The sequence below is a fragment of the Kribbella sp. NPDC051936 genome (assembly GCF_040680955.1).
In the GTDB taxonomy this organism is placed as follows: domain Bacteria; phylum Actinomycetota; class Actinomycetes; order Propionibacteriales; family Kribbellaceae; genus Kribbella.
Genome location: NZ_JBFAXS010000012.1, coordinates 21,216 through 48,142 on the forward strand (window position 1 = coordinate 21,216; position 26,927 = coordinate 48,142).

General features: G+C 69.7%; 29 protein-coding genes. 12 read left to right on the forward strand and 17 right to left on the reverse strand.

What is annotated here, in order from left to right:
* Positions 1 to 8: 8 nt before the first annotated feature.
* The gene (locus AB0L64_RS36015) at positions 9 to 692 is read right to left on the reverse strand and encodes a class F sortase (protein ID WP_363717470.1); all 684 of its coding nucleotides are present in this window, start codon (positions 690 to 692) and stop codon (positions 9 to 11) included.
* Positions 693 to 744: 52 nt separating this feature from the next.
* Positions 745 to 1,590, reverse strand: coding sequence for a hypothetical protein (locus AB0L64_RS36020; RefSeq protein ID WP_363717471.1), 846 nt, complete (start codon positions 1,588 to 1,590; stop codon positions 745 to 747).
* 533 nt (positions 1,591 to 2,123) lie between these two features.
* Between AB0L64_RS36020 and AB0L64_RS36025 the strand changes: the two genes are divergently transcribed.
* Positions 2,124 to 2,831, forward strand: coding sequence for a TetR/AcrR family transcriptional regulator C-terminal domain-containing protein (locus AB0L64_RS36025; RefSeq protein WP_363717472.1), 708 nt, complete (start codon positions 2,124 to 2,126; stop codon positions 2,829 to 2,831).
* Here AB0L64_RS36025 and AB0L64_RS36030 read toward each other — a convergent pair.
* From AB0L64_RS36030 to AB0L64_RS36040, 3 genes are read right to left on the reverse strand one after another with little or no spacing between them, the layout of a single operon-like run.
* Positions 2,828 to 4,111: a dihydrolipoamide acetyltransferase family protein gene (locus tag AB0L64_RS36030; RefSeq protein WP_363717473.1), complete on the reverse strand. Its 1,284-nt coding sequence runs from the start codon at positions 4,109 to 4,111 to the stop codon at positions 2,828 to 2,830. The genes AB0L64_RS36025 and AB0L64_RS36030 overlap by 4 nt on opposite strands.
* On the reverse strand, positions 4,108 to 5,094 hold the full coding sequence (locus AB0L64_RS36035; protein WP_363717474.1) for an alpha-ketoacid dehydrogenase subunit beta: 987 nt from the start codon (positions 5,092 to 5,094) through the stop codon (positions 4,108 to 4,110). The genes AB0L64_RS36030 and AB0L64_RS36035 overlap by 4 nt, the downstream gene beginning before the upstream one ends.
* Positions 5,094 to 6,182: a thiamine pyrophosphate-dependent dehydrogenase E1 component subunit alpha gene (locus tag AB0L64_RS36040; RefSeq protein WP_363717475.1), complete on the reverse strand. Its 1,089-nt coding sequence runs from the start codon at positions 6,180 to 6,182 to the stop codon at positions 5,094 to 5,096. The genes AB0L64_RS36035 and AB0L64_RS36040 overlap by 1 nt, the downstream gene beginning before the upstream one ends.
* A 197-nt stretch (positions 6,183 to 6,379) precedes the next feature.
* Between AB0L64_RS36040 and AB0L64_RS36045 the strand changes: the two genes are divergently transcribed.
* Entirely contained in the window at positions 6,380 to 6,868 is a 489-nt protein-coding gene (locus tag AB0L64_RS36045; protein ID WP_363717476.1) for an Lrp/AsnC family transcriptional regulator, read from the forward strand.
* Here the strand turns inward: AB0L64_RS36045 and AB0L64_RS36050 are convergent.
* Positions 6,865 to 7,824: a LacI family DNA-binding transcriptional regulator gene (locus AB0L64_RS36050; protein WP_363717477.1), complete on the reverse strand. Its 960-nt coding sequence runs from the start codon at positions 7,822 to 7,824 to the stop codon at positions 6,865 to 6,867. The genes AB0L64_RS36045 and AB0L64_RS36050 overlap by 4 nt on opposite strands.
* Positions 7,825 to 7,902: 78 nt before the next feature.
* Here AB0L64_RS36050 and AB0L64_RS36055 point away from each other — a divergent pair, with 78 nt between their 5' ends.
* Positions 7,903 to 9,219 carry a Gfo/Idh/MocA family oxidoreductase gene (locus AB0L64_RS36055; protein WP_363717478.1) on the forward strand — a complete coding sequence of 439 codons (1,317 nt, stop codon included), beginning with the start codon at positions 7,903 to 7,905 and terminating at the stop codon, positions 9,217 to 9,219.
* Positions 9,220 to 9,236: 17 nt separating this feature from the next.
* On the opposite strand, the gene AB0L64_RS36060 is transcribed toward AB0L64_RS36055, so the two are convergent.
* Positions 9,237 to 9,641 carry a VOC family protein gene (locus AB0L64_RS36060; RefSeq protein WP_363717479.1) on the reverse strand — a complete coding sequence of 135 codons (405 nt, stop codon included), beginning with the start codon at positions 9,639 to 9,641 and terminating at the stop codon, positions 9,237 to 9,239.
* A gap of 49 nt (positions 9,642 to 9,690) precedes the next feature.
* Positions 9,691 to 10,695: a magnesium and cobalt transport protein CorA gene (locus AB0L64_RS36065; RefSeq protein ID WP_363717480.1), complete on the reverse strand. Its 1,005-nt coding sequence runs from the start codon at positions 10,693 to 10,695 to the stop codon at positions 9,691 to 9,693.
* 130 nt (positions 10,696 to 10,825) lie between these two features.
* Here AB0L64_RS36065 and AB0L64_RS36070 point away from each other — a divergent pair, with 130 nt between their 5' ends.
* Together AB0L64_RS36070 and AB0L64_RS36075 are read left to right on the forward strand one after the other, a co-directional pair.
* Positions 10,826 to 11,782, forward strand: coding sequence for a 2-hydroxyacid dehydrogenase (locus AB0L64_RS36070; protein WP_359931566.1), 957 nt, complete (start codon positions 10,826 to 10,828; stop codon positions 11,780 to 11,782).
* An 83-nt stretch (positions 11,783 to 11,865) separates the two neighbouring features.
* Positions 11,866 to 13,290 (forward strand): serine hydrolase, encoded by a 1,425-nt coding sequence (locus tag AB0L64_RS36075; RefSeq protein ID WP_363717481.1) that lies wholly within the window; start codon positions 11,866 to 11,868, stop codon positions 13,288 to 13,290.
* On the opposite strand, the gene AB0L64_RS36080 is transcribed toward AB0L64_RS36075, so the two are convergent.
* Complete coding sequence (locus tag AB0L64_RS36080) at positions 13,287 to 14,171, reverse strand: RNA polymerase sigma-70 factor (protein WP_363717482.1); 885 nt, start codon at positions 14,169 to 14,171, stop codon at positions 13,287 to 13,289. The two genes, AB0L64_RS36075 and AB0L64_RS36080, sit on opposite strands and share 4 nt — an antisense overlap.
* A 168-nt stretch (positions 14,172 to 14,339) precedes the next feature.
* Here AB0L64_RS36080 and AB0L64_RS36085 point away from each other — a divergent pair, with 168 nt between their 5' ends.
* Positions 14,340 to 14,828 carry a carboxymuconolactone decarboxylase family protein gene (locus AB0L64_RS36085; protein WP_363717483.1) on the forward strand — a complete coding sequence of 163 codons (489 nt, stop codon included), beginning with the start codon at positions 14,340 to 14,342 and terminating at the stop codon, positions 14,826 to 14,828.
* On the opposite strand, the gene AB0L64_RS36090 is transcribed toward AB0L64_RS36085, so the two are convergent.
* Both AB0L64_RS36090 and AB0L64_RS36095 read right to left on the reverse strand, forming a co-directional pair.
* Complete coding sequence (locus tag AB0L64_RS36090; protein ID WP_363717484.1) at positions 14,825 to 15,340, reverse strand: DinB family protein; 516 nt, start codon at positions 15,338 to 15,340, stop codon at positions 14,825 to 14,827. The genes AB0L64_RS36085 and AB0L64_RS36090 overlap by 4 nt on opposite strands.
* Positions 15,341 to 15,403: 63 nt before the next feature.
* A complete protein-coding gene (locus tag AB0L64_RS36095) occupies positions 15,404 to 15,817 on the reverse strand; it encodes a VOC family protein (protein WP_363717485.1) in 414 nt (137 codons plus the stop codon).
* Positions 15,818 to 15,938: 121 nt separating this feature from the next.
* Between AB0L64_RS36095 and AB0L64_RS36100 the strand changes: the two genes are divergently transcribed.
* A complete protein-coding gene (locus tag AB0L64_RS36100; protein ID WP_359931546.1) occupies positions 15,939 to 16,313 on the forward strand; it encodes a VOC family protein in 375 nt (124 codons plus the stop codon).
* Here the strand turns inward: AB0L64_RS36100 and AB0L64_RS36105 are convergent, their stop codons facing one another.
* Both AB0L64_RS36105 and AB0L64_RS36110 read right to left on the reverse strand, forming a co-directional pair.
* Positions 16,314 to 16,745 (reverse strand): hypothetical protein, encoded by a 432-nt coding sequence (locus AB0L64_RS36105; RefSeq protein ID WP_363717486.1) that lies wholly within the window; start codon positions 16,743 to 16,745, stop codon positions 16,314 to 16,316.
* Positions 16,745 to 17,032, reverse strand: coding sequence for a hypothetical protein (locus tag AB0L64_RS36110; RefSeq protein WP_363717487.1), 288 nt, complete (start codon positions 17,030 to 17,032; stop codon positions 16,745 to 16,747). Before AB0L64_RS36110 ends, AB0L64_RS36105 begins: the two co-directional genes overlap by 1 nt.
* Before the next feature lie 195 nt (positions 17,033 to 17,227).
* Here AB0L64_RS36110 and AB0L64_RS36115 point away from each other — a divergent pair, with 195 nt between their 5' ends.
* From AB0L64_RS36115 to AB0L64_RS36125, 3 genes are all read left to right on the forward strand, one after another.
* A complete protein-coding gene (locus AB0L64_RS36115) occupies positions 17,228 to 18,016 on the forward strand; it encodes a hypothetical protein (protein ID WP_363717488.1) in 789 nt (262 codons plus the stop codon).
* A gap of 44 nt (positions 18,017 to 18,060) precedes the next feature.
* A complete protein-coding gene (locus AB0L64_RS36120; RefSeq protein ID WP_363717489.1) occupies positions 18,061 to 18,816 on the forward strand; it encodes a hypothetical protein in 756 nt (251 codons plus the stop codon).
* Between the two features lie 293 nt (positions 18,817 to 19,109).
* Entirely contained in the window at positions 19,110 to 21,002 is a 1,893-nt protein-coding gene (locus AB0L64_RS36125; RefSeq protein WP_363717490.1) for a heparinase II/III family protein, read from the forward strand.
* Between the two features lie 98 nt (positions 21,003 to 21,100).
* Here AB0L64_RS36125 and AB0L64_RS36130 read toward each other — a convergent pair whose 3' ends face one another.
* The 3 genes from AB0L64_RS36130 to AB0L64_RS36140 all read right to left on the reverse strand — a co-directional run bounded on the left by AB0L64_RS36130 (position 21,101) and on the right by AB0L64_RS36140 (position 22,876).
* Complete coding sequence (locus tag AB0L64_RS36130) at positions 21,101 to 21,685, reverse strand: DUF664 domain-containing protein (protein ID WP_363717491.1); 585 nt, start codon at positions 21,683 to 21,685, stop codon at positions 21,101 to 21,103.
* A 64-nt stretch (positions 21,686 to 21,749) separates the two neighbouring features.
* A complete protein-coding gene (locus AB0L64_RS36135) occupies positions 21,750 to 22,310 on the reverse strand; it encodes a GNAT family N-acetyltransferase (RefSeq protein WP_363717492.1) in 561 nt (186 codons plus the stop codon).
* Between the two features lie 8 nt (positions 22,311 to 22,318).
* A complete protein-coding gene (locus AB0L64_RS36140) occupies positions 22,319 to 22,876 on the reverse strand; it encodes a DinB family protein (protein WP_363717493.1) in 558 nt (185 codons plus the stop codon).
* A gap of 82 nt (positions 22,877 to 22,958) precedes the next feature.
* Between AB0L64_RS36140 and AB0L64_RS36145 the strand changes: the two genes are divergently transcribed.
* Complete coding sequence (locus tag AB0L64_RS36145) at positions 22,959 to 23,279, forward strand: GNAT family N-acetyltransferase (RefSeq protein ID WP_363717710.1); 321 nt, start codon at positions 22,959 to 22,961, stop codon at positions 23,277 to 23,279.
* Between the two features lie 153 nt (positions 23,280 to 23,432).
* Entirely contained in the window at positions 23,433 to 26,258 is a 2,826-nt protein-coding gene (locus AB0L64_RS36150) for a glycosyltransferase (RefSeq protein ID WP_363717494.1), read from the forward strand.
* Here the strand turns inward: AB0L64_RS36150 and AB0L64_RS36155 are convergent.
* Positions 26,255 to 26,662, reverse strand: coding sequence for a hypothetical protein (locus AB0L64_RS36155; protein ID WP_363717495.1), 408 nt, complete (start codon positions 26,660 to 26,662; stop codon positions 26,255 to 26,257). The genes AB0L64_RS36150 and AB0L64_RS36155 overlap by 4 nt on opposite strands.
* Positions 26,663 to 26,927: the final 265 nt, after the last annotated feature.

The window sequence follows — 26,927 nt, forward strand, 5'->3', positions numbered from 1 at the left end:
GGTCCCGGTCAGGTCTTGGGGATGGCGACAACCACAGCGTTGCTGAGGTACGACGTGCCGTCCCAGTCCTCGCAGGTGACCAGGACGAGGCGGCCGGGGACCGATTGGTCGAAGACCTTGGACGCCGCCTTCGCGAGGGCTCGCTTGCGGTAGACCGTGACCGTCGTGACCACATAACTGATCGCGCCGCGCCGGGTCGTCACCGAGACCGTGTCACCCGCGGTCAGGCGGTCGAGATCGTCGAACGCGCCACCGCCGGTATGCACCGTGTGGCCGGTGATGATCGCCGATCCCTTGGCGGCGCCCGGTCTGGCTCCGTCGGACCACCAGCCGACGAGCAGGGGATTCGACGGCGGTACGAGTGTGCCGCTGCGGGCCCGGATGCTCAGCACCCTGGCCGAGACTCCCAGTCGCGGCACGGAGACCCTGATCGGATCGCCGGGCTGGGGCCGCGCCGTACTGCGGACCTCCGGGGGCGGCGCGCTCTGCCGCGGAGCCTTGGACTGCGCGCCCGTCGGCAAGGGCCCGGTGCTCTGCGTCGGCGCGGTCGCACTTCCGCTCGACGACGTGCCGCCCGGGCCGCTGACCGCGGACGTGCCGGCGCCGGCCTGCGGACGGCTCGTGTCGTCCTTCGGCCTGAACTGGAGGTAAGCGCCGGTCACGAGAAGTGCGACGCCGGCCGTCCAGGCCACGAGCGCCCATGATGAGCGTGCGCGGACTGGACGGCGACGTTTCGGCATGGCGTCAGGCAGAGTGCTGACCCCGGCGCTGCAGGGTCTTCGCGGCACCCGCGATCAGGAGCACACCACCGAGGCACAGCAGGGCGATACCCCAGGTGCCCTGGGTGCTCGAGAGCGCCGACGTGCTCTTCGCGCCACCCGACAGACCGGCGTCAATCGCGGTCGGCACCCCGGCCGGCGTGCTCGCGCTGCCGGTCGCCGACGGGCTCTCCGACGGAGTCGTGCTCGGCGTCTCCGAGGGGGTCTCGCTCGGCGTCTCGGAAGGAGTCTCGCTGGGGGTTTCGGAAGGCGTCTCGCTCGGCGTCTCGCTCGGCGTCTCCGACGGGGTCTCGGACGGGGTTTCGCTCGGGGTTTCCGAAGGCGTCTCGGAAGGCGTCTCCGACGGCGTTTCGCTCGGCGTCTCGGAAGGCGTCTCGCTCGGCGTCTCGGAAGGCGTCTCGCTCGGGGTCTCGGAAGGCGTCTCGCTCGGGGTCTCGGAAGGCGTCTCCGACGGAGTCTCGCTCGGCGTCTCCGACGGGGTCGTGGTCGGGGTGTCCGTCGGGGTCGGCGTCGGCGTGGTGCCCTGTCCGACGCAGAAGCTCACGTGGCTGAGCCCGTAGTACTTCCCGTTGTTGGGGTTGACCGGGGTGTGCAGGCCGGCGCCGACGACGGTGCCGCCCGGGCGGTAGTCGTAGAAGTTCGCGTTCGGGCCACCCTTGATGATGGCGCCCAGCACCGTGCCGCCGGTGGCGGTGAAATTGATCAGGTCGCCCGTCTGGGTCCAGGTCACCGTGACGCCGGCGCCTTCCTTGGAGCCCGGGGTCGGCGGGTCGAACTTGATCTCCGTCGAGCCAGGAATCAGGCCAGGCACAACCTGTCCGCGGACCACGCGATCATCGCACCGAGGGTTGCCCGGGACCGTGGTCACTGTCTCGGCGGACGCCGAGGGCGCCGTTGCGAGGGTGACACCTCCCACCACGAGTGCCAGCGCGCCCGCGCTTCCGAGTAGCGCGATTACGCGTGAGTTTTTGAAGCGCCCCCGCGCATTCACCGATGTGTCGTTCACTGTCTTCCCTAGGTCTGGGCCGGTCTCTCGACCGGCAGATCGTCGGTGGCCCCGACGGCTTGCGCCGGATCGGCCAGGCGGTGAAAGCCATCTGCCCAGAGCTGCGAGCCCCCGGCAGGTCGAACTCCGCTCCGGTGGACACCGGCCCGCCCCCACGGGAGGTCGACCCTCGCGATTGTGGCGACACCGCCCGCACGGCGCAAGTTTCCGCGGCGCGACTCGCCGCGCTCCTTACGTTTCGGAACACAGGGTCCCCGGCCTCGACCGAGAGTAGTTGCTGTTCGCTACTAACACGCTGTTTTAGCTCCTGAGACGCTGTATTAACTATGCTCCGGCGGGTGGCGCGCGAAGCGGATCGGAAAACGGTGCTCGGATCGGTCTGGCTGCGGGAGGAGCCGTCGCCGACCAAGGCGCCGCTGAGCCGGGAGGACATCGTCCTGACCGCGATCAAGCTGCTCGACCGCGAAGGCCTGAACGCGTTCTCGATGCGGATGATGGCGGCCGAGCTCGGCACCGCCGCGACCTCGGCGTTGTACTGGCGGATCGCCACCAAGAACGACCTGCTCGAGCTCGTGGTCGACGAGGTCTTCGCGCCCGCGCTCGAAGCGCGGGACGAGGGTGACTGGCGAGACCAGGTGACGAGCGTTGTCCGAGCGGCTTATCAGGCGTTGTCGGAGCATCCGTGGGCGTGCCAACTGCTGGCCTCGCACGCCGGGCTCGGGCCGAACTATCAAGGGCTGACCGAGCGCCTGCACACGATCCTCAGGTCGGCGGGCTTCCGCGGCACGCACCTGGTCGCGGCGGTCTCGGCCGTCTTTCAGTACCTGATCGGCTCGGCCGTCACCGACGCCGCCTGGCTCTCGGTGGTACGGCGCAGTGGGCTGAACGGATCGCGCTGGGCGTCCGAATCGGCCGGCCGGATGGGAGTCGACGCGGAACACCTCACGGCGTACCTGGACCGTGAGAGCCACGCCGGCCCGGAGGCGCGATTCGCCTCCGGGCTGCGGGTCATCCTGGTCGGCCTTCGCCCGCGGCAGATTTCCTAGAGATCAGCGAACGCCGACGCGGGGTTCTCGAAGGCGTCGGCGACGAAGCGCAGGAAGGCGGCCGCGGTCCCGCCGTCGCAGACGCGGTGGTCGAACACGAGCGACAACTGCGTGAGCTTGCGGATCGCGAGCTCACCGTCGACCACCCACGGCCGGTCGATGATCCGGCCGACGCCGAGGATCGCGACCTGCGGGTGGTTGATGATCGCGGCGCTGCCGTCGACACCGAAGCTGCCGTAGTTGTTCAGGGTGAACGTCCCGCAGGTCAGCTCCTGCTGGGTCAGCCGCCCGTCCCGCGCCGACTCGGTCAGGCGGCGGATCTCCGCATCCAGACCGCGCGTCGTCAGTGCGTGCGCGCCCGCGACGGCCGGGACGACGAGGCCGCGGTCCGTCTGCGCGGCGAGGCCGAGGTTCACCCCGTCGTACTGCACGAGTTCCTCGCGCTCGGTGTCGACGAACCCGTTCAGCTCCGGGTACTTGAGCAGGCCGGCGACCACGAAGCGGGCCATCAGCGCGAGCAGCCCCGGGCCCGGGTCCGTTGCCGATCGCAACGATTCCCGGAGCTCGACCAGTGCGGTCGCGTCCACGTCGACCCAGGTGGTCGCCTCGGGAACCTCCGCCCGGCTCCGGCTCAGCGTCGCGACGACCGCCTTGCGGAAACCGCTCATCGGAACCCGCCGCAACTCCGGCAGCCCGGTCCGCGGAACCACCGGCTCCGACACGGCCGGCCTCGGTGCGGCGACCGGCTCCTGCGTTGCCGCGACCCGCGCGGCGATCGCGTGCTCGACATCCCGCCGGACGATCAGACCGCCCTCGCCGGACCCGGTCAGCTCGCGAAGATCCACCTCCGCGTCCCGCGCAAACCGGCGCACCAGCGGGGAAATGACCAACGGAACCTTGTTTTCCGGAACGTTCCGCGCAGCCGATGCAGTTCCGGAAACCCGCGGTTTCCGCCGCCGGCCGGAGGTCGCGGCGTCCACCGTGCCGTAGCCGACCAGGACGTTGCCGGACCCGGCGCGCTCCTCCTGCCGGTACGCCGCGCCGTCCGGGTCGCCGACCGTGATGAGCGGTTTCCCGACCGGGACCGTGGTGCCGGGTTCGCCGTGCAGCTCCTCGATCACCCCGGCGTACGGCGACGGCAGCTCGACGATCGACTTCGCCGTCTCGACCTCCGCGATCGGGGTGTCGACGGCGACCACGTCACCGACCTTTACCAGCCAGCGCACGATCTCCGCCTCGGTCAGGCCCTCGCCGAGGTCGGGGAGCAGGAACGTGTTCACGAATCCTCCCACTGCAGGTCGTCGACCGCGTCGAGGATCCGGTCCACGCTCGGGAGCTGGTGCTTCTCCAGCTTCGGCGGCGGGAACGGGATGTCGAACGCGGTCACTCGCCGCACCGGCGCGGCCAGCGAGTGGAAGCACTTCTCGGTGACCCGGGCAACGATCTCCGACGACACGCTCGCGAAGCCGCTCGCCTCGGCCACGACGACAGCCCGTCCGGTACGCCGGACCGCCGCGCACACCGTCTCGTCGTCGAACGGCGCCAGCGACCGCACATCCACCACGGACAGCTGTCGCCCCTCGGCCGCGGCGACCTCGGCGGCCTCCAGCGCGACCGGCACCGCGGGACCGTACGCGATCAGCGTCGCGTCCGCGCCGTCCCGCCGTACGACGGCCTCGCCGATCCCGGGCTGCGACTCGGTGAGGTCAACCTCCTCCTTGGCCCAGTACAGCTTCTTCGGCTCCATGAACACGACCGGGTCCGGGAACTCGATTGCCTTACGCAACAACGCGTACGCGTCCGCGACCGTCGCCGGGGTCACGACGGTCAGCCCGGGGGTGTGCGCGAAGTAGCTCTCCGACGAGTCGCTGTGGTGCTCGACCCCGCCGATGCCGCCGCCGTACGGGATCCGGATCACCATCGGCAGCGTGACCCGGCCGCGGGTCCGGTTCCGCATCTTGGCGACGTGCGACACGATCTGCTCGAACGCCGGGTACCCGAACGCGTCGAACTGCATCTCGACGACCGGGCGTAGGCCGTTCATCGCCATCCCGACCGCCATCCCGACGATGCCGGCCTCGGCCAGCGGGGTGTCGAAGCACCGCTGCTCGCCGAACTCCGCGGTCAGCCCGTCGGTGATCCGGAAGACGCCGCCGAGCGCGCCGACGTCCTCACCGAACATCACCACGGTCTCGTCGGCGGTCATCGCGTCGCGCAGGGCCTGGTTGAGCGCCTGCGCCATCGAGATCTTCGTGTGCGTCATCAGGCCTCCTCACGGGCGAGTTCGTCGCGGAGGAACGCGGCCTGCTCGCGCAGCTGCTGCGTCTCCTCGGCGTACAGGTGGGCGAACAGGTCGGCGGGGTCGACCGACGGCTCCGGCATCAGCCCGTCGCGCAACTGCGCGGCCACCTCGACCGCACCGGCCTCGGCGCGCTGCTTCACGTCGTCGTCCAGCCAGCCCTGCTGCTCGAGGTACGTCGTCAGCCGCTCGATCGGGTCGCGCTGCAGCCACGGGGCGACCTCCGCGTCCTCGCGGTACCGGGTCGCGTCGTCGGCGTTGGTGTGCGCCTGGACCCGGTAGGTGTGTGCCTCGATGAGCTGCGGGCCCTCGCCGGCGCGGGCCTTCTCCACGGCCTGTCCGAGGACGGCCAGCAGCCCGGCGAGATCGTTGCCGTCGGCCCGTTCGCCCGGGATGCCGTACCCGATGCCCTTGTGCGCGAGCGACGGCGCGGCGCTCTGCCGTGCGAGCGGGACGGAGATCGCGTACTCGTTGTTCTGGATGAAGAACACCACCGGCGCCTGGAACACCGCCGCGAAGTTCAGCGCCTCGTGGAAGTCGCCCTCACTCGTGCCGCCGTCGCCGACGAGCGCCATCACGACCGTGTCCTCGCCCTTCAGCCGGGCCGCGTGCGCGACCCCGACCGCGTGCGGGAGCTGGGTCGCGAGCGGCGTCGCCTGCGGCGCGACCTTGTGCTCGTACGGGTCGTAGCCCGAGTGCCAGTCGCCGCGGAGCAGCGTCAGCGTCTCGATCGGGTCGACGCCGCGGCTCATGATCGACACCGAGTCGCGGTACGTCGGAAACAGCCAGTCCCCCTCGCGCAGCACCATCGTGGCGGCGAGCTGACAAGCCTCCTGGCCGAACGACGACGGGTAGACCGCGAGCCGGCCCTGGCGGACGAGCGCACTGGCCTGGTCGTTGAACCGGCGGCCCTTGATCAACTGTGTGTAGCCGTCGAGCAGCGCCTCTTTGGAGGGCAGCCGGTACGACGGGTGGTCGTGCGGTACGCCGTACTGATCGATCAGACAGACGGGTTCCGCGGAGGGGAGCAACTGCTCCTCGACGAAGCTCATCGACGTCCTCGCTTCGCTCCGGGCGCCGATGAGGCGCGAAGTGGACTGTGTTTGATGGTGAACTCGCTTCGCTCGCTCACGTAACCCTCCAGCAGGAGACGGACGGTAGCCACATCGTCGTCCCTCCTGGCCAAGTTGAGCCAGAGCTGGGAGAATCGCGAGACGTTTGGTGCGCGAAGGCAGATTGGGGTCACAGAATGTCCGACGAGGTGATGGTCCACCGGGCCGGTCCTGGACAGATTGTCGTCGCCCCGGCGCTCGACGAGATCGATCGGCAGATCGTCGAGGCCCTCGGACGCGACGGACGGCTCTCGATCCGGGCTCTTGCCGACGAGGTGCACATCTCCCGCGCGAACGCGTACGCCCGCGTCGAGCGGCTCACGAACACCGGCGTGATCACCGGTTTCACGGTCACCGTCGACCCGCTCAGACTCGGCCTCGCCACGTCGGCGTACGTCACTCTGAGTCTCCGTCAGAGCTCCTGGCGGACGCTGCGCAAGCAGCTCCAGGCGATCCCGGAGATCAAGCACATGGCCCTGGTCGGCGGTGACTTCGACGCGATCCTGCTGGTCCGCGCGGCCGACAACGAAGGCCTCCGCCGCCTGGTCCTCGAGAAACTCCAGGCGATCCCCGAAGTCCTCGCCACCCGCACCGCTCTGATCTTCGAGGACATCGGAACGCTCTAGCAGCCGCAGGATCTCCGCAGGATGAGTTCTGTGGGGACGGTGAGGGCCTCGGTCGATTCCTCACCCTCGATCAGCCGGCGGACGGCCTCGCGGGCGAGTTGTTCGACGGGCTGGCGTACGACGGTGAGCGGCGGCCAGGTGTACTCGGTCTCGGGTGTCCCGTCGAACGCCGCCACCGCAACGTCGCCGGGCACGTCGACGCCCGCCTCGTGGAGCGCCCGCAGTACGCCGATGGCCTGCAGGTCGGAGCTGGCGAAGATCGCCGTGGACTGCGATTCCAGCAGCGTCTGCGCGGCCCGGTAGCCACCCTCGCGCGAGAACGTCGCACGCGCGATCGGTCCCTCGGCGAGCCCGGCGGCTTCGAGCGCGTCGCGCCAGCCCAGCTCGCGCTCGGGATGGCCGGCGCCGCCGATCACCAGGCCGATCCTGCGATGACCGTGGGAGATCAGGTGCTCGACACCGAGCCGCGCGCCCTCGCGGTACGCCGGGCGCACCGAGCTGACCGTCGGCAGCACCCGGTTGATCGCGATCACCGGGACCTCGACGTCGTCCAGCGACGGATCCGCGGTCGGCGCGACCAGCAGCAACCCGCTGACCTGGCGGGCCAGCAGTTCCGCGATCTTCGCCCGCTCGGTCAGGGGATCGCCGTCGGCGCTGGTCTGCAGGACGACGTACCCGCGAGCCGCCGCCTCCCGATCGATCGCCTTCGCGAGCTCGGCGAACAACGGGTTGCCGCCGTCCGGCGTGATCAGGCCGAACGTCCGCGTCGTCCCCATCCGCAGCGCCCGGGCGGTCGCGTTCGGCCGGTACCCGAGCGCGCGGATCGCGTCGAGCACCCGCTCACGGGTCTCCGGCGCGACCTTCCGCGGACCCTCGTTCACGACGTAGCTGACGACGGCCGTGCTGACCCCGGCGTACTCCGCCACGTCGTTGCGAGTCACCGGGTCCTTGGGCATGAAGCGATGGTACGACGGTTGACCGCTGTGGAAAGCGATTGCTAGCGTCAGTGTCTACACGAGTAGAAGGAGTTCACCGTGGCCAGACGGTATGCAGTCGCCGGGACCGGTTCGCGCGCGCAGTCGTACATCCGCGCGATCCTCCAGGACCACCCCGAGGAGGCGGAGCTGGTCGCCCTGCTCGACCCGAACCCGGGCCGGCTGGCGTTCCACCAGCGCTTCGTCGCGGAGCTCGGCGGCAGCGAGCTCCCGCAGTACGGCGCCGACGACCTGGAGCAGATGGTCAAGGAGCAGTCCGTCGACCGCGTGGTGGTGACAAGTCCCGACTACACGCACGCCGCGGTCGTGTCGCGGCTGCTGCGCGCCGGCGCCGACGTGATCGTCGAGAAGCCGCTGACCATCGACGCCGACGGCACCCGGCAGATCGTCGACGCGATGAACGAGTCCGGCAAGTCCGTGGTCGTCACGTTCAACTACCGGTACTCGCCGCGGAACAGCGCGCTGCGGCAGCTGATCCAGGACGGCGAGATCGGCGAGGTGACGAGTGTCGAGTTCCAGTGGGTGCTCGACACCCGGCACGGCGCGGACTACTTCCGGCGCTGGCACCGCGAGAAGAAGAACTCCGGCGGCCTGCTGATCCACAAGGCATCCCACCACTTCGACCTGGTGAACTGGTGGATCGCCTCGTCGCCCAAGCGGGTGTTCGCGTCCGGCGGGCTGGCCTTCTACGGCTCCGACAACGCGGCGGCTCGCGGGCTCGGCGAGCGCCCGGAGCGCGGCACGATCGATGGCTCGGCCAACGACCCGTGGCTGCTCGACCTGCGCACCGACGACACGAACCGGCAGCTGTACTACGAGGCCGAGAAGTACGACGGGTATCTGCGCGACCAGGACGTGTTCGGTCCGGGGATCACGATCGAGGACAACATGTCGGTGATCGCGGAGTACGCGAACGGCGCGCGGCTGAGCTACTCGCTGAACGCGCACTCGCCGTGGGAGGGGTACCGGGTGTCGGTGAACGGCACGCTGGGGCGCGCGGAGCTGGAGGTCGTCGAGCGGGCGGCCGTCGTCGACGACCAGATCGACCCGAGCTACCCCTCCGGTCGCGTGATCGCCGGTGAGGTGCGGACGAACGGTGAACGGCTGGTGCTGCAGAAGCACTGGGCCACCGCGGTCGAGGTCGAGATCCCCCGTGGTGAAGGCGGCCACGGCGGCGGCGACAAGTTGATCTACAACGACCTCTTCGTTGGCCCGGGCAACGATCCGCTGGGGCGGGCGGCCGACGTCCACGACGGTGTGCGCGCGGTCGCGGTCGGGATCGCCGCCAACCAGTCACTGGCCTCCGGTCAGCCGGTCGTCGTCGCCGACCTGAACCTCGGCGGCTGGTCCTCCTAGGTCCAGTGCCAACTGCGCTACCGGCCGGGACGGTGCGTCCCGAAGGTCCACTCGCAGCCTTCGGGGTCGGCGACGCGGAAGCGGTAGTTGCCCCACTCGGTCAGCTCGGGCTTCCACACCACGTCCGCTCCGGCAGCGGTCGCCTGGGCGAACATCGCGTCGACTTCGGCCTGGGTGTCGAACGCGACGTACATCCCGTGGCCGACGGTCTCCCCCTTGCGCGTCGGCCGGTCGTACCCCTGCTCGTCGGTGAAGAGCGTGAACGCGACACCGCCGTACCGCATCTCGGCGTGCATGATCCCGCCCTTGCCGTCCGGGACCTCCATCGAGGTCTCGAAGCCGAACGCCTTCTCCAGCCAGCGGAGTGCGGTGACGGCGTCGCGGTAGCCGAAGTACGCGTGGAAGGTTGCTGTGGTGGTCATACGCCCAGCATCCGCTGGGTAGCGGCCGGGAGATGGCCGCTACCCGAGGTCAGGCAGCTTGCCGTCGGGCTGCGCGTTGACGGCGGAACCAGATCGCCAGCGCGATGCACGGGACGAGCAGCCCGCCGATCCCCAGCACCAGGAAGTCCCACTCGGCTCCGATGCGGTCGACCAGCCAGCCGAAGTTCTGGCCGAAGAAGCCGGTGACGAAGGTCAGCGGCAGGAAGACCGTCGCCAAGATGGTCAGCTGCTCGATCGTCGCGTTCTGCCGGACGCTGACCTTGGTCTGCTCGACGCCGATCACCGCCATGTTCGCCTCCAGGACCGTGGCCAGCAGGTCACGCTGGGCGGCGACCTCCTCGTTCACCAGCACCAGGTGGTCGTGCACGTCCCGGAAATACGGCAGGAGCGGGGTGGAACGGGCGTCGCGCTCCAACGTGGCGAGCACCGCGATCAGCGGGTGCACGGCGCGGTAGAAGTCGGTCACCTCGCGGCGCAGGAAGTAGATCCGCTCCGTGGGCGCGACGGAACCCGCGAACACGGTCCGCTCGACCTCCTCGATGTCGCGCTCCAGCTCCGCGACCACCGGACCGTACCCGTCGACGACCTGGTCGAGGATCGCCCAGAGCACCGAACTGGTGCCGCACTCCAGCAGTTCGGGCCGTTGCTCGAGGCGGATCCGCGCGCCGTGCAGGTCGCTGGCCACGCCCTGGCGGACCGTGATCACGAACGACGGCCCGACGAAGACGCTGACCTCGCCGAAGTCGACCTCCTCGCGCTCGTCGTCGTATCGGGCGGTGCGCAGGATGACGAGCCGGATGTCGCCCTCGTACGGCTCGACCTTGGGGCGGAGATGGAACGTTTGCGCATCCTCGACGGCCAGCTCGTGCAGGCCGAAACTGTCCCGGACCTCGGTCAGTTCCTCGGTGCTGGGCTCGTGCATGCCCAGCCAGACGAAGCCGCCGGCCCGGCAGGCCGCGGCGGCGTCCGCGACCGACATCGCCTCGACGTGCTGGCGGCGTCCGTCCCGGTAGTAAGCGCAGTCGATGATCATGATGGCCTCCTGTCCCGATGGTCGCCGCTCGGGACGCCGGGGCAACAGGGTCCGGGCCCGAACTTCGGGTTCCGTTCAGATGCTGGTCCGGTTCCTGGCACCGGTCGCGGGCGTCGACAAGGATGAGGCCATGGGACTACCAGTCGTGCTGATGCCAGGACCGATGAACGACGCCGTCGCCGCCGGGTTGGAGGGTCAGTGCGAGCTGATCCGGCTGTGGGAGGAGAGCGACCCGGACGCCGTCCTCGCGGCCCGCCGCGACGAGATCGTCGCCGTCGCCACCGGCGGTACGGCGATCGACGGGCCGTGGCTCGACCGGCTTCCCGCCGTACGACTGGTGGCGAGCTTCGGCGTCGGGTACGACCGGATCGACGCCGCGGCGGCCGCCGAGCGCGGCGTCGTCGTCACGAACACGCCGGGCGTCCTGGACGACGAGGTCGCCGACACCGCCCTCGGGCTGCTGCTGATGACGGTGCGCGAGCTCGGGCAGGCCGAGCGGTACCTGCGCGACGGCCGGTGGGCCGACGGCCGCCCGTACCCGTTGACCCGCGCAACAATGCACGGCCGCCGGATGGGGATCCTCGGCCTCGGCCGGATCGGGCAGGCGATCGCCGACCGCGTGCAGCCGTTCGGCATCACCGTTGCCTACCACAACCGCAACGCCAAGGACGTCCCGTACGAGTACTACCCTTCGCTCGTCGACATGGCCGCCGCCGTCGACATCCTGATGATCGTCATCCCCGGCGGCGACAGCACCCGCCACCTGGTGAATGCCGACGTACTCGAGGCGCTCGGGCCCGAAGGCATCGTGATCAACGTCGCCCGCGGCACCGTGGTCGACGAGCAGGCCCTCGTCGACGCCCTCCGCACCAACACCATCCACGCCGCCGGCCTGGACGTCTTCGAGCACGAGCCCAAGGTCCACCCCGACCTCCTCACGCTCCCCAACGCGGTCCTCCTCCCCCACGTAGGCTCCGCGACCATCCCCACCCGGAACGCGATGGCCGACCTGGTCGTGCAAAACCTCCTCACGTACTTCTCCAAGGGCACCCCGCTGACCCCCGTCCCCGAATCCGCCCACCTGTGAATCAGGACCCGCGAGAGTTGGTGGTCGCTGCTCTCGCCAGAAGTCACGCGCCAAGCGTCCCCCGTTCGGCTTAAGGTGCCTGGGTGTCTGCTCATGGTCAGCTGTTGCCGCGGTCGTCGCCGCGGGGGTCGGGGATGTCGGCTCGGGCGGTCGGTCTGCTGCTGGATCGGCTCGAGGAGCGCGCCGTCGAGTGCCACTCGATCATGGTCGTGCACCGCGGGCACGTCGTCGCCGAGGGCTGGTGGGCGCCGTACTCCGCCGAGCGCCCGCATCTGCTCTACTCGCTGACCAAGTCGTTCACGTCCATCGCCGTGGGACTCGCGATCAGTGACGGACTGCTGTCGCTGGACGATCGGGTGGTCGACGTACTGCCCGACCGTGTTCCGGACGGTATCTCGGAGCGGGCGCGCCGCCTCACGGTCCACCATCTGCTGTCGATGGCGGTCGGGAACCGTGAGGACAGCCTGACCGAGGCGTGGCAGCTGGAGCCTGACGATCTGGTGAAGGGGTTCCTCAGGACACCGTTCCCGGACCCCGAGGGCACCCGGCACGTGTACGACAACTCGACCACGTACGTCCTCGCCCGAATGGTGGAGAAGGTCACGGGCCGCGACCTCCCGGGGCTGCTCGACGACCGGCTGTTCACGCCGATGGGGATCGACCACGCCGAGTGGGACCGGGTGGCGAGCGGCGCCGCGTTCGGATTCCACGGGCTGCACCTCACGACCGAGGCCGTCGCCGCGTTCGGCGAATTGCTCCTGCGCGGCGGCCGCTGGGGTGACCGTCAGCTCGTCCCGCGCGACTGGGTGGAACTCGCGACCAGCCGGCACATCGAGACCCTGCCGCTCCCGAACTGGTCACAGAACCCCGATTTCCTCCGCGGGTACGGCTACCAGTTCTGGATCTCGCGCCACGGCTACCACGGTCACGGCTCCTACGGCCAGTACTGCGTGGTGGTCCCGGAACACGATCTGGTGATCGCCGCGACCGGCGCCGTCGACCCAACCGACGCGCTGCCGGGCCTGTTCTGGGAGTGCCTGTTCCCGGGCCTCGACGATCCGGGAACCGCCAAGGACGACGAGCTCCTCGCCGAGCGCCTCCAACAGCTGTCCCTCCCGCCGGTCACGGGCTCGGCCGGACCCGGGCATCCCGTCGAGGCGAAGGCCGACGGCTCCGCAGCCGACTCACCGCTGACCGACGGCACCGCGGTGCTCGTCGAGCCGCTTGACGGCGGTTGGCTCGTACGCCTCGGGGACGCGGTCGAGATCGCGGTCGGCCACGGCGAGTGGCGGGAGAGTTCACCCCTCGGCCGCCCGATCGTCGCAACCGGCGCCTGGCAGGACGACAGGTTCGTCGCCGACATTTATGTCATCACCACTCCGCACCGGGTCCGCCTGGTTGTCGAGGCCGGTACGGCGGTCGCGGCCTGGAACGTCGTTCCGCTGACCGGCCCCAGCCTGGCGGTGCATGTCACCGCACCGCTCATGACCCGCCCCGACGTCAGTTAGCGGGTCAGGAACGTCTCGTCGGTGAGGTGGGACAGCTTGGCAGGGTTGCGGACGGCGTAGAGGCCGGCGATCTTGCCGTCCTCGACGTGCAGGACGGTGACGGTGTCGACTTCGTCGGTGAAGCGCAGGACGAGCGCCGGCTGCCCGTTGATCTGCGTTGTCTCCAGCGAGCCTTCGGCCAGGCGTTCCACGGCCAGGGCAAGCAGGCGGGCCACCTTCTCCGCGCCGACGACCGGGCGCGGGAGCGCCTGGACGACGCCGCCGCCGTCGCCGAGGAAGACGACGTCGGGCGCCAGGATGTCGACGAGGCCCTGCAGGTCACCGGTGTTCACAGCGCGCTGGAACGCGTCGATGGCGTCGCGGGTCTGGTCGGCCGACACGACACCTCGCGGGCGGCGGGCGGCGACGTGGGAGCGGGCCCGGTGCGCGATCTGGCGGACGGCCTCAGGGGTCTTGTCGACGGCTTTCGCGATCTCGTCGTAGTCGAGGCCGAACACCTCGCGGAGGACGAAGACCGCGCGTTCGGTCGGTTTGAGGGTCTCCAGGACCAGCAGCATCGCCATCGAGACGCTGTCGGCGAGCTCGACGTCCTCGGCGACGTCGGGCGCGGTGAGCAGCGGTTCCGGCAGCCACGGTCCGACGTACGACTCCTTGCGGCGGCCGAGCGTGCGCAGGCGTTGCAGGGCCTGGCGGCTGGCGATCCGGACCAGGTACGCGCGCTGGTCCAGCACCGTGTCGAGGTCCACACCGACCCACCGCAGCCACGTCTCCTGCAGCACGTCCTCGGCGTCCGCGGCGGAACCGAGGAGCTCGTAGGCGACGGTGAACAAGAGGTTGCGATGAGCAACGAAGGCCTCGGTGGCCCGGTCGGTACCGGTCATGGGCTGACTCCCTCGTACGCACGGATGACACCCACCAGATGCCGCCCGGCCGGATCCTGTGACAGCTGCGTCCGTATGGCGCTCGTCACGTCGGCGGACCGTCACGGGGGCCGGGCCGGCGGCATCTCGTGTTCATCCAGTAGATCCCATGAGTGAGGACGACGAACGATGGAACCCCGTATCGACCTGATGCAGAACGAACTCGGCGGCAAGCTGGCGAAGCGGCTGTTCGCCGTACACACCCTGCTGCAGCAGACCGGCCTGTCGCACACCACCCAGAACCTGGTGATGCTCCGGGCCAGTCAGATCAACGGCTGTGGAAACTGCATCGACATGCACGCCAAGGAGGCCGCGGCCGAGGGCGAGACCGCGACCCGGCTGAACCTCGTCGCGGGCTGGCGGCACTCGACCGTCTTCACCGAGGAGGAGCAGGCCGCGCTGGCGCTCACCGAGGAGGCGACGCGACTGTCCGAACTCCCCGGAGGCGTCTCGGACGAGACCTGGGCCAGGGCGAGCAAGTACTACGCCGAGGACCAACTGATCGCGCTCGTCACGCTGATCGCGATGATCAACGCGACCAACCGGCTCGCCGTAACACTCAACCAGCTCGGCGGCTCCTACGAGCCGGGCCTGATGTCGGCCGTCGCGGCCGGCTAGACCCGCGTCTCGTCCAGGTCCCAGATCCGCCGGCTGGTCCAGGCGTACTCCCAGGCCTGGATGTCCGGCGGCTCGATGCCGAGGCCGGTGAGGATGGCGCAGACCTGCTCGCGGTGGTGGTTGGCATGGTTGATCGCCTGCGCGACGAAGATGCCGGCCCGCGTGCCGCGGGTGTTGTCGTCGACGATGATCACGCGCTCGACGTCGAACGGCTGGGTCAGGAAGTACTCCCAGAGATCGCCGGCCTCGGCGTTCCAGCGGGCGAGCGTCTCCAGGTCGGCGGCCGGTTCGCTGTCGACGAAGTCGAGCGGCCGGTCCGCGATCCGGCGCAGGTAGCTGCCGTCGCAGCGCACGATGTGGTCGAGCGTCGCGAGAATGCCGCCGTACGTGCCGACGCCGGTGATCTGGAGCTGATCGGCGGTCAGGTTCTGCGCGCGACAGAAGTCGATCAGACTGCCCGTCGCCCAGTTGTTGTGCCGGATGGGGTCGTAGAGCACGTCGTTGAGTCCCATACCGGCCCAAGGTAGCCGCGAGGCCTCCCCGGGGACACCGGATTTCCCCGGGGAGGCCGAGCCTCAGCCCGCGGCGGCGATGTTCACCATCCAGTTGATGCCGAACCGGTCGGTGACCATGCCGAACTCGTCGCCCCACATCTGCTTCTCGAGCGGGACCGTCACCTTGCTGTCACCGGCGGACAGCTTCTCCCAGTACCCACGCAGCTCGTCGCCCTCGCCGCTGAGGCTGATCGCGATGTTCTGGCCGGGGTTGTACGGCATGCCCTGCGGCGTGTCGGACGCCATCAGCGTGAACCCGCTCGGGGTCTCGAGCTGGCTGTGCATCAGCTTCTCGTCGTCCTCCGGACCGTGACCGGCGCCGAACTCCTTGAAGGTGTTCGCGGACAGGTCACCGCCGAAGACGCTCTGGTAGAACTCCATCGCGGCGCGGGCGTCGCCGTCGAACTGGATGTACGGATTGAGCCGGGATGCCATCGGATTGTCCTTCCCCCATCTCGGCCGGCCCTTCTGGCCCGGCCCTCATTCTCCGCACAGTAGACCCGGCCACGGACAGTTCGCGACCCTTGGAAACCCGCCGTCCGGTTAAGGTCTGGCCATGATGTTGCGACATGTCACGATCGATGCCGGCAACCCGTACGAGCTGGCGCAGTTCTGGAGTACCGTGACCGGCTGGCCGGTGGCGGACGGGGACGAGCCGGGCGACACCGAGGTGCTGGTGCAGGCGCCGGCACCGGTGCCCGGGCTGCTGTTCATCGCGGTCCCGGAGGGGAAGACGGTGAAGAACCGGGTGCACTTCGACTGGGCCCCGACCGAGCGGACGCGGGACGAGGAGGTCGAGCGCATCCTGTCCCTCGGCGGCACCGTCCACGAGGACCACCGGGTCCCCGACGGCCGCGGCTGGGTCACGATGAAGGACCTCGAAGGCAACGAGTTCTGCGTAGAGCGCAGCGAGGCGGAACGGGCCGGCTGATCAGCCCGGCGGCCGGGGCGGGAAGCGGTCCAGGTACGCGCGGGCGCGGGGCCGCGGATCCTCGTGGTACAGCTCCGGCGGCCGGTGGTAGTTCTGCGCACAGAAGGTGGCGAGATCGGACGTGACCGGGACGAGTTCCCAGGCCGCGTCCGGCTCGTACGCCGCGGTCGCCGCGAGCAGCTCGTCCTGCAACGTCCACCCGTCGTGATCGAACGCCCACGTCCCGTCGGTCGCGATCACGTGGGACGGGTTCTCTTCGCCCGCCTTCCAGACCGCGCACACGCCGTACGCCGGGTTCCGCGCGACGAACTCCCACGCGAGGATGTGACACGCGCCCGCGGCGAAGAACGCCTGGTCCGTCCGCCGCCAGGACACCTCCTGGTCGGCCCGCTCCTCCGGCGTCCGCCGGAACATTCCTGCCGGCCGGTACATCAGGTCAGCGCCGTCGCCTGGGACCAGCGGATCTGCCAGCCGGCCGTCGTACGCCGGTAGCAGTCGAGGTGCCAGGCGTTGAGCGGACCGGGTTCACGGCCGTTGACGCCGATCTCGATCGCCGATTGGTAGCGCAGGACCGCGACCGCGCCGTCGACCATCACGTCGATGTCGGTGATCGGCTCGAAGTCCGGCGCGTGGATCGCGTCGGCCTCCGGGATCCGGCGGGCGACCAGGTGCGACAGGCGGGTGCGCTCGAGGTCGCGGAGGAGATCGGCTTCCGGCATGACCGAAAACCTACCCACGATCCGGCTCTTCGGAGATGCTGGTCTGGGAACCGGGGGGTTCGCTCCGAACACATGGGGGGTAGGAGCATGCAGCGAATGCGGGGGTCGCCGCGTCATGTCAGTGTGAGGAGACGACGGAGGCTGGGGGGCGTCGCGGTGGTGGACGACATACGACAGCGGCCGAGGCACGAGCGGGTGTCCGTGCTGCGGAAGTTTCTGGAGTCGGTCGCCGCGATCGGAGTGACGCTGCTCGTACTGGCCCTGCTCGGCGCGGTGCTCGTCGTCCTCGAGCCGCGGTCGACGAGCGCCGACAGCACGGTCGGCGGTTCGTACAGCGTGCCGTCCAAGGGCCCCGGGCGCTGGGGGTCGGGGACGCTCGGCCCGTGGGACGGCCTGGCCCGCCGGATCTCTCCCGAGGACGAGATCCGCGACGTGCTCGCGTTCGACGGGATCTTCATGTTCGGCGACAGCATCGCCGTCCAGGACAGCGCCGCACTCGAGCGGCTGCTGACGGATCGCACCGGCGAGTCGATCGCGATCCACGACTGGTCCGGGCAGCCGGCGTCCGCGGCCGTCGACGCGCTCGCGGAGTGGTCGCGCGACTACGGTCTGCCGCGGCGGATCGTGATGGCGGTCGGGACGAACGACATCTTCGACCCGCCCGCGTTCGCCGCCCAGGTCGAGCGCGCGCTCCGGATCGCCGGCCCGGACCGGACCGTGTACTGGGTGGACGTGTATGTGGCCCGCACCAAGCAGCCCGACGCCATCCGCGACGCCGACCTCGCCAACAGCACCTGGATCAACCAGCAGCTGCAGGACGCGGCGCTCCGGCACCCGAACCTGCGGATCATCGACTGGTCGGGCTTCCTGATGTCCCAGCCGGACCGCCCGGCCGAGTACCTGCGCGACGGCGTGCACACCAGCCGGCCGGCCGGCGGCGCGGCCCGCAACGAACTGATCGCGGACGCGCTCCACAGCCGGTAAACCTCGCAGCCCGGCTCCGCGTGAAGGATTGCGAGGAGGTGGGCATGTCCATCAAGCGCTGGTCGGTCTCGGCCTTTCTGATCGTGGTCCTGACCGCGTTCCTCCTGACCCTGCTGCATCTCGAGGCGCCGGCCGCACACGCGAAGGCGGCACCACCGGCCGTCGACCCCGGAAGCTACGGATCGGGCACGCTCGGGTCCTGGCAGGGAGACAACCACGTCATCTCGGACAGTGCAGCGGTGCGCGAGACGGTCAAGAACAACGGCGTGGTGCTCTTCGGCGACAGCATCGCCGTCCAGGACGGCGGCGCTCTCGGCCGGCTCCTCGGACAGCAGCTGCACACGTCGTTCGCGCAATACAGCTGGGCCGGCCAGCCGACCTCCGCCGCCGTCGACGCGATGGCGGTCTGGGCCCGTGAGTACGGTCTGCCGCGGCGGATCGTGATGGCGGTCGGGTCCAACGACATCTTCGACCCGCCCGCCTTCGCGGCCCAGGTCGAGCGCGCACTCCGGATCGCCGGGCCGGACCGGACGGTGTACTGGGTCGACGTCCAGGTCTCCCGGACCGACGAGCCCGCCGCGGTCCAGGTCGCCGACCAGCGCAACAGCGCCTGGATCGACCTGCAACTCGAACAGGCGGCGCTGCAGCACCCGAACCTGCGGATCGTGCACTGGGCCGAATTCCTCGCAGCCCATCCCCAGCGGCTGCACGCGGATCTGCGCGACGGCCGGCACACCACCGTCCCGGCCGGGCAGAACGCGCGAAACACCCTGATCCTGCAGGCGATCCGGCACGGCTGACGCTGCCCGTGCGGGCAACCGGAACCGAAGTCGGCGATCCGAAGCAACTTTTCCGGCCGCTCGCGACATCTATGAGGTAGAGGAACCATTCCGACCTCGGGGGGAACCGATGGCGACGTACCTGACAGGAGCCGGCCGGCCGCAATTTTGATGCCGGGCGCAACCTTCGACGAGCTGCCGCACGTTTCCGAGGTACCACGCACACCACTTGACCTTGTCCCGGGGATCGCCCCACCCGAATTCAGGTCTATGCCAGAATAGGCATGCCTTCGGGCATGCGGGGAGGACCCACGATGCCCGCGAGACATCTGCGTACGACCGGTGCGACCCTGCGACTCACGATCACGCTGCTCGTGAGCGCTGCCGTGCTGAGCGCCGTCCTGGTGATCCCGTGGGGCGGTTCCGAGCCCGAGGCAGCGCCGGACCCGACCGTGAGCCACACCCCGGAGCCGCCGACCGCGCCACCGGCGCCGGCGCGGCAGAACGTCTACACCTGCCCGGCGTACAGCGGGATCGACTCCGCGAACCCGGTCGCCAACCTCGCCAAGGACACCTTCACCTGGGGTACGACGCCGCCCACCAAGGTCGGCGACGGCAAGGGGAACGTCGACTGGCGGATGAACCCGGACAAGAACCCCAGCTGGTACATGTGGCTGCACTCGCTGCGGTGGCTCGGGCAAGGGATCAACGCGGCCGCGAAGGGCGACAAGGCCGCGCTGCAGCGGGTCAGCGCGATCGCGCGCGACTGGGTCAACGACAACCCGTACTCGTGGAAGTCCGACGTCGGTGCGTACGAGTCGACGATGCACCGCACCAACGTGCTGATCTGCCTGCGGCAGGCGGTGCTGTCGGGCCTGCGCGTGAGCAAGCTGCCGGCGACGTACGCCTGGCTGGACAAGACGCTGCTGCAGCACGCCTGGTTCCTGCAGAAGAACTACAGCGGCGACTGGAACCACGGCACCGACGAGAGCCTGGCGCTGTTCGGCGTCGGCTGCACGTTGAAGCGGGACGATCTGAAGAAGGTCGCGACCGACCGGCTGACCAGCGCGATCAAGACCTCCATCGACACGCAGGGGTCGACGAACGAGCAGTCGACGGCGTACGCGCAGTTCAACTACGCGCTCTGGGGACGGGCCATCGACGTACTGCGCAAGTGCGGGGCCGACCCCGGTACGACGATCACGGCGCGCCGGCGGGAGCTCGCGAAGTGGCTCGCGCTCGCGACCAACTCGCTCGGGAACCTGCCGCAGATCGGCGACTCCGAGGTGGTCCGCACGGTGCCCGTCACCGGGACGGTCCTGGAGTACGCCGGGACGCTCGGCGCGCGCGGGATCCGGCCGACGCAGCGGATCGGGATCTTCGACGCCGGGTACATCTTCGGGCGGACCGGCTGGGGCGAGAAGCGGCCGTTCACGCAGGAGTCGACGTACAGCATCCGGTTCGGTCCCGCGCGGAAGCTGCACGGGCACGAGGACCACACGTCGATCACCTACACGTCGCGCGGGCGGGACATCCTGATCGACGGCGGGCACTCCGGGTACAAGTGGGACGACTGGCGGAGCTGGGCGAAGAGCCAGTTCGCGCACAACGAGCTGACCGTCGCGTCGACCGCCGCCGAGCACCCGGACACCAAGCTGGTGCGCTCGTCGATCAAGGACACGTCGGAGTTCTACGAGCTGAAGGACAAGCTCGGAGCGGTCGACCGGACGCGTGGCGTGCTGGTGCTGAAGGACCCCGATCTGATGGTGGTGCTGGACCGCGGGACGTCGGGTTCGGACCAGCAGTACTCGACGCTGTGGCACCTGCCGGCGGACCAGAAGGTGGTTGTCAGCGGCAATGACCGGGCGGTGGCGGCGCGGCCGGGCGACCGGGTGAAGACCACGCTGCTGCAGATCCCGTTCCAGCAGGAGACCACGCCGATCGAGGTGACAACCGGGCAGCAGACTCCCGTCCAGGGGTGGCACTACCTGACGATCGACAAGCGGGTGCCGGCGCCGGTCGTGAAGTTCAACCGGTCCGGGCACGACGCGAACATCCTGTCCGTGATCGCGCCGAGCCGCGCCAACGCGGCGGTGTCGTACACGACGTCGTGGCAGGGGTCGCGGATGATCCTGAACCTCACCGTCGACGGCGTCACCACCACGGTCGGGGTGTCCGAGGACGGGACACTGCAGCGGATCAAGTAGGTGTGGCGGATCTCCAGCACTCATCAATCGCCGGTTTCGGCCCGCGCTGAGCGTGGACAGCGCCGATGAAGGCGAGTTGTGTAGTGCTGGAGATCCGCTCAGGCCTTCTTGGCGCCGACCGGTTGCCAGTCGCGCGGCGGGTCCTCGCCGACCCGGCCGTCGACGGCCTCGCGGATCAGGTCGGCGTGGCCGGTGTGGCGGCCGTACTCCTCGATCAGGTCGCAGACGAGCCGGAGCAGGCTGGGGTGGCGGCCGTCCGGCCAGCTGATGTGCGCCGGCTGGCCGAGCCCGCCGTCGGCGATCGCCGCCGTCAACGTCTCCCGCGAACGGGCGACCGCGCCGTCCCAGAGCGCGTACAGCTCCTCCGGGGTGTTGTCGACGGCGGAGTTGAACTCCCAGTCGTTGTCGTCCCGCCAGCCGTTGTCGAGCCACGGCCCACCCATCGGCTTGCCACGGAACTTCACGTCGAACATGTAGTCCTCGTTCGCCGCGAGATGCTTCAGCAACCCGCCGAGCGTGATCGACGACGCCCCGATCCGCGTGTTCAGCCCGTCCGCGTCGAGCGCGTCCACCTTGTACCGGAACGTCGTCCGCAGCCGGTCCAGCGCCCCGACCAGATGCTCCGCCTCACTCCCCGCCAACGGCGGCTCCCACCACGGCGAAACCCACTCATCCTCAGCCATAACTGCACCGTAAACCCCATTCCGGACAATCCCCTTCCGGAAAGTTCATAGACGGCGGGCGGGTTCACAGCGTGCGCCGTACGACGATGTTGCGTCTGGCTGTGGTGCGGTTCTCGGCGTGCGGCGTGAAGCCGGCGCTGAGGAAGGTGCTGAGTACGCCGCGGCCTGGGTCGCCGGGCATCGCCTTCACCGGGTAGGCCTCGACGATCCGGGCGCCCGAGGTCCGCGCGTACTCGACGGCCGCGTCGATCATCGGCGCAGTGAGGCCGCGTCCGCGGTAGCCGCGCTTCACGAAGAGGCAGTTGATCGCCCAGATCGTCTCGTCGCCGGGGTCGTCGATCGGCAGCGTCCTCGAGTGCATGATCGCGTAGTACGCCGTCCGCGGCGCGACCGCGCACCAGACCGCCGGCCGCGCGTGGACGTACCCGATCAGCCCGACGGGACTGCCCGCTTCGACGAAGCTCTGCAGCGCGGCGCGGTTCTCGGCATTTCCGTTCGCGGCAACTTGTGCGGACGGCAATCGACGCGCCATGCACCAGCAGCCGCGGGTCCCGCCGCTCGGCCCGAACAGCTCGAGCAGGTCGCCCCACCGCTCCTCATCAACTACCCGAGCCACGAACTCCATCGGGGCACTCATCGGCCGCGAGCGAGGCGCAGATAGAGGTCGCGGAGCAGGCAGATCTCGGCGCCGTGGTGGATGAGTTCGACGTTCGAGTAGAGGATGACGCGCGCGATCGGCTTGTCGGCGAACGCGGGCGGGGCGGTGGGACCCTGCGGCTGGGCGAGGCCGTCGTCGCCGAGGCGCCGTACGCCGTCGAGCCACCGCGCGTACACGTCGTCGAGTTGCTGCAGCGCTCCATCGGCGGTCCCCGCGAACTCGAACGTCGCGAGATCGGCCGCCGGACCGCCGAACCGCTTCGCGTTCGACTCCGCGAATCCCTCGATCAGATGCCCGAGCCGCCAGGCGATCGTGGTGACCGGCTCCGGATCCACGGTCTCGCCGTAGTCCCAGGTGAACTCCCCGGCGCCGAACGACAGCTGTGCACGGCTCGTGCCCCGACGGCTGAGTGTCCAGCAACCGTCGACCGGCTCCCAGAAGTACTCGTCGTCGGTCAGCCCGTCGAGCCTCGGCCGCAGCCGGGTCTGCCAGTGCGCGTCGATCTGATCAGTGACCTCGGCATTCCAGTCCACACCGGATGGTATTCACGGCTAGGTCCTGTCTGGTTATCCAGCGCCGTCGCGAGGAGGTGCCGCGCCACGGCGCCGCGCCGGCCTGTTCGCGGTCGACCTCGACGGGTCGATGATCGGCACGGTCACCCTCGACGAGCGGGAGGTTCGCCCGGACGTCGCGCCCGTCGAACTCGGCTACCTGTTCCTCCCGTCGTCCTGGGGCGAGGGCTACGCCACCGAAGCCTGCTCCGCCGCCCTCACCTGGCTCGCCGCCGCCCGCCCCGGCACTGCAGTGGCCCTCACCACCCAAACCGCCAACGTCGCGTCGATGCGCCTGGCAACCAAGCTCGGCTTCACCGAGGTGGAGCGCTACGAAGCCTGGGGCGCCGACCAGTGGCTGGGCGCCTGGTCTCCCCCTGCTTGAGCCAGGCGCCTGAGCCGCCGGGGATCAATGTCAAAAGCTGCAATTTGCCGCGGATCTGCAACCATCTCCCGCTCTCACGACATCTAATGAGGTGTAAGAGGTCTAGTCCTGATCTCCTGCAGGGGAGCAGGCGCGCGTGGGGGGAACACCGCAGTGGATCGCAGTACGAACAAGGGTCGGGCTGAGCAGGCGACGTCGCCGGGCGGGGCGGCGTCGCCGCGGGACGGGATGCCGGCGCGGCTGGATGCGCCTGTCCGGCTGCTCGTCGGGCCGGCCAACTTCGCGGGGCAGGGCAGCCGCTGGGCTCGCGCGCTCGAAAACCGGGCGACCAACACGAAAGCGACGTCCTTCGCCTTCTTCAAAGGCGTCCTCGACTACCCGGTCGACTACGGCGTTCCGGCCCGTACGTACCGGCGTAATCCCAGGTGGCGGCTGAACTTCTACAACCACGTCGTACGCAACTACACGCACGTGCTGCTCGAAGCGGCCCGCCCGGTCTTCGGCCCGTTGCACGGCCCGGACGGGTCCTTCGAGATCCCGCACCTGCTGACCAAGGGCCTGCACGTGGCGCTCATCGCGCACGGTTCCGACGTACGGATTCCCAGCCGGCACGTCGAGACCGAGCCCTGGTCGCCGTTCCCGGACCTCGAGGACGAGACTGTCGAGCTGCTCGAGCGCAACGCCACCCGCGCCGCGGAGCTGTTCACGTCGTACCCGGGCCAGGTGTACGTCTCCACGCCCGACCTCCTCGATTACGTCCCCCACGCGGCGTGGTGCCCGGTGATCGTCGACGTCGACGCCTGGCGCAGCGACGCCCCGGTGCTCGAACACGAGAAGCCTGTCGTGGCGCACGCGCCGAGCAAGTCGGCCATGAAGGGCTCGGAGCTGATCGACCCGATCATGGAGCGCCTGGCCGAGCGCGGCCTGATCACGTACCGGCGCGTCGAGGGGATCGACCCTGCGGACATGCCGGCCGTCTACCGGGACGCCGACATCGTTCTCGACCAGTTCCGCATCGGCAGCTACGGCGTCGCCGCCTGCGAGGCGATGGCCGCGGGCCGGGTCGTGATCGGCCACATCGCCCAGCACGTACGCGACCGCGTGGCCGCCGACACGGGGCTCGACCTCCCGATCGTCGACGCGACACCCGACACCATCGAGCAGGTCGTCCTCGACCTCATCGCGGATCCGGAGCGCGCCCGCGCGGTCGCCGCGCGCGGCCCGGCGTTCGTCGAGAAGGTGCATGACGGCCGCTGGTCGGCCGAGGCGCTGGCGTCGTTCGTCGAGCAGCCGGCTCCGGTGCCCGTCGACTGGAAGCCGTCGTGGATCCGGCCCAAGGTCGTCATGATGGCCGGCAACGACATCGTGTCCGACGCCCGCGTGCTCAAGTACGCGCAGACGGTGGCCAACTGGGACCTCGACGTCACCTGTATCGGCATCCCGGGGCGTCGGCTCCGGGGCGTTCGCCAGTTCGGCAAGGTGCAGGTGATGTGTCCGCCGATCCCCTCGAAGGTGCTGCTGACCGGGTGGCGCAGGCGGCTGACGATCGTCAAGGCCAACCTGAGGCCGTGGTTCAGCACCGAGGCGGAGTACCTGCTGGCGTACAGCCGCTGGCAGTACGCGAGTCGCGAGCTCCGTGCGGAGCGAGGCCGCGACCGCCGCGATCACGAGCGCAACGAGTCCGGGCGGGTACGGCGTTCCCTGCTCGGGCGGCTGCAGCGTGCGGTGCGTTGGCGCACCCTTCGGCTGCACCGCGCAGTACTGCAGGCCCGGGCGTACTTCGTCCGCCGCCCGCAACGCGACGTCGACCTCACCGACCTCGGGATCGGCAAGCGCCGCGCGCGGTTGCTCGCCCTGCACCGCCGCCTGCCGACGGGCCGCTGGCGACGGGTGATGCCGGAGGTGATGGACCAGGAGCTGACGCTGGGCCCGCTGCTCGACCGCCTCCTGATCGAGGTGATCCACGTGCACGACGTGTTCATGCTCGGCATCGCGGCACGCGCGGCACACCGGGCGGCGCTGGACGGGCGGAAGGTCAAGATCATCTACGACGCCCACGAGTACATCCCCGGCGTACCGGTGGTAGCTCCGCGCCGGGTCGCGGCGTACAGCGATCTCGAGCGCGAATTCATCCGCGACGCCGACCGTGTCATCACGGTGTCGGAGCCGCTGGCCCGCTGGCTGCAGCGCGATCACAAGCTGGCCGCGCTGCCCGACGTCGTCCTCAACGCACCGGTCGAACCGCCCGCGGACGCCGAGGTCACCGGGGTGCGCGTGCTGCTCGGGCTGTCGGAGGACGTGCCGCTGCTCGTGTACGGCGGGGGCGTCAACCGGGCCCGCGGCGTCGGGACGGTCGTCGAGGCGCTGCCGCAACTACCCGACGTACACCTCGCGATCGTCGCGCGGGCCAACTCCGTGACCGCGGAACTGCTGGCACGCGCCGTCGAGTTGGGCGTGAGCGACCGCGTCCACCTGGCGCCGTTCGTCAGCGCCGAAGTCGTGCCGGTGTATCTGCGCTCGGCAAGCATCGGCCTCAGCCCGCTGCTGCACGCGCCGAACCACGACATCGCGGTGACGAACAAGTTCTGCGAGTACATCGCGGCCGGCCTGCCGATCATCACCAGCGACACCCCCGCACAGGCCGATCTGGTGAACGAGCTCGACCTCGGTGCCGTCTACCCCGCAGGCGACGTGGACGGCCTCGCCCGCGCGATCAGCGCCGTACTCGCCGACCGCGACCGCATCGCCAAACGCATCGCCGACGACGCCGACCTCCTGCACCGCTTCTCCTGGTCCGCCCAGGCCGAGGTCATCCGATCCGTCTACACCGAAGTCATGGGCGAACTTCCCAACGCCGCCTGGACGCCCGCCGCCACCGTCGTACACAAACTCATCCCCGGCCCACCCGAGCCCCCAGAAACCAGATGGCACGCCTTCCGCAAGGCGCGAGCCGAGAAGCTCGCCTCAGACGGCGCCTAGCAGTATTCCTCGACGACGACCAATGACCGTTGGTCGTCAGCTTTGAATTCAGCGGCCACGAACTCGGTGTGATCGCCGGGCGCGCGTCCATCGCCGGCCGGCTTCAGGTAGGGCCGGATAGTCGCCACGAGGTTCACCCGCTCCGCGGTCGGTACCTCCTTGACCTCGTCGAGGTAGACATGCAGCACAGGCACAGCCGGGTCCCGTACCAAGTGCTCCAGGCGGCTCCACCGCAACTCGCCGCGCCGCATCCGCCAGAGCACGCCGCTCTCGTCAACCAACCGTCGGTCCCGGATCGGCGACCAGACCTCCACCGGCTCTCCGCCGCCTTCTGCGGAACCGCGGACCTTCTCAACCACATCAGCAAAAGCCTGCTGCTGCTCGGTCTTCCGCTTGCGCCCCATGCACCCATCATGAGGCGTCCAGCACTCGGGGGCATCGAAGGCGATCGAGGCCGGGACAATGAACCCCGGCGCCGGAGGATGACCTCTGACCTCGGGGCCTGGTGGAGCCGCCTGTCGGAATCGAACCGACGACCTCCTCACTACGCGGAGCGCGAGATTCCCCATGCGTATCCGCAGGTGCACCGGGCACCGGCCTTCTGATCCGTAGGAGCCTCGCTGCTACCCCGCCCGAATCCCGAGAACCCCCATCGGCTTGTGGTGTGGG

What these genes read in the sequence shown, in the direction of transcription:
- AB0L64_RS36035 (WP_363717474.1), bottom strand. Translation starts at nt 5,094, where the DNA reads ATGACGCACACGAAGATCTCGATGGCGCAGGCGCTCAACCAGGCCCTG.
- AB0L64_RS36040 (WP_363717475.1), bottom strand. Translation starts at nt 6,182, where the DNA reads ATGAGCTTCGTCGAGGAGCAGTTGCTCCCCTCCGCGGAACCCGTCTGT.
- AB0L64_RS36045 (WP_363717476.1), top strand. Translation starts at nt 6,380, where the DNA reads ATGTCCGACGAGGTGATGGTCCACCGGGCCGGTCCTGGACAGATTGTC.
- AB0L64_RS36050 (WP_363717477.1), bottom strand. Translation starts at nt 7,824, where the DNA reads ATGCCCAAGGACCCGGTGACTCGCAACGACGTGGCGGAGTACGCCGGG.
- AB0L64_RS36060 (WP_363717479.1), bottom strand. Translation starts at nt 9,641, where the DNA reads ATGACCACCACAGCAACCTTCCACGCGTACTTCGGCTACCGCGACGCC.
- AB0L64_RS36065 (WP_363717480.1), bottom strand. Translation starts at nt 10,695, where the DNA reads ATGATCATCGACTGCGCTTACTACCGGGACGGACGCCGCCAGCACGTC.
- AB0L64_RS36070 (WP_359931566.1), top strand. Translation starts at nt 10,826, where the DNA reads ATGGGACTACCAGTCGTGCTGATGCCAGGACCGATGAACGACGCCGTC.
- AB0L64_RS36080 (WP_363717482.1), bottom strand. Translation starts at nt 14,171, where the DNA reads ATGACCGGTACCGACCGGGCCACCGAGGCCTTCGTTGCTCATCGCAAC.
- AB0L64_RS36085 (WP_363717483.1), top strand. Translation starts at nt 14,340, where the DNA reads ATGGAACCCCGTATCGACCTGATGCAGAACGAACTCGGCGGCAAGCTG.
- AB0L64_RS36090 (WP_363717484.1), bottom strand. Translation starts at nt 15,340, where the DNA reads ATGGGACTCAACGACGTGCTCTACGACCCCATCCGGCACAACAACTGG.
- AB0L64_RS36095 (WP_363717485.1), bottom strand. Translation starts at nt 15,817, where the DNA reads ATGGCATCCCGGCTCAATCCGTACATCCAGTTCGACGGCGACGCCCGC.
- AB0L64_RS36100 (WP_359931546.1), top strand. Translation starts at nt 15,939, where the DNA reads ATGATGTTGCGACATGTCACGATCGATGCCGGCAACCCGTACGAGCTG.
- AB0L64_RS36105 (WP_363717486.1), bottom strand. Translation starts at nt 16,745, where the DNA reads ATGTACCGGCCGGCAGGAATGTTCCGGCGGACGCCGGAGGAGCGGGCC.
- AB0L64_RS36110 (WP_363717487.1), bottom strand. Translation starts at nt 17,032, where the DNA reads ATGCCGGAAGCCGATCTCCTCCGCGACCTCGAGCGCACCCGCCTGTCG.
- AB0L64_RS36120 (WP_363717489.1), top strand. Translation starts at nt 18,061, where the DNA reads ATGTCCATCAAGCGCTGGTCGGTCTCGGCCTTTCTGATCGTGGTCCTG.
- AB0L64_RS36125 (WP_363717490.1), top strand. Translation starts at nt 19,110, where the DNA reads ATGCCCGCGAGACATCTGCGTACGACCGGTGCGACCCTGCGACTCACG.
- AB0L64_RS36130 (WP_363717491.1), bottom strand. Translation starts at nt 21,685, where the DNA reads ATGGCTGAGGATGAGTGGGTTTCGCCGTGGTGGGAGCCGCCGTTGGCG.
- AB0L64_RS36135 (WP_363717492.1), bottom strand. Translation starts at nt 22,310, where the DNA reads ATGGAGTTCGTGGCTCGGGTAGTTGATGAGGAGCGGTGGGGCGACCTG.
- AB0L64_RS36155 (WP_363717495.1), bottom strand. Translation starts at nt 26,662, where the DNA reads ATGGGGCGCAAGCGGAAGACCGAGCAGCAGCAGGCTTTTGCTGATGTG.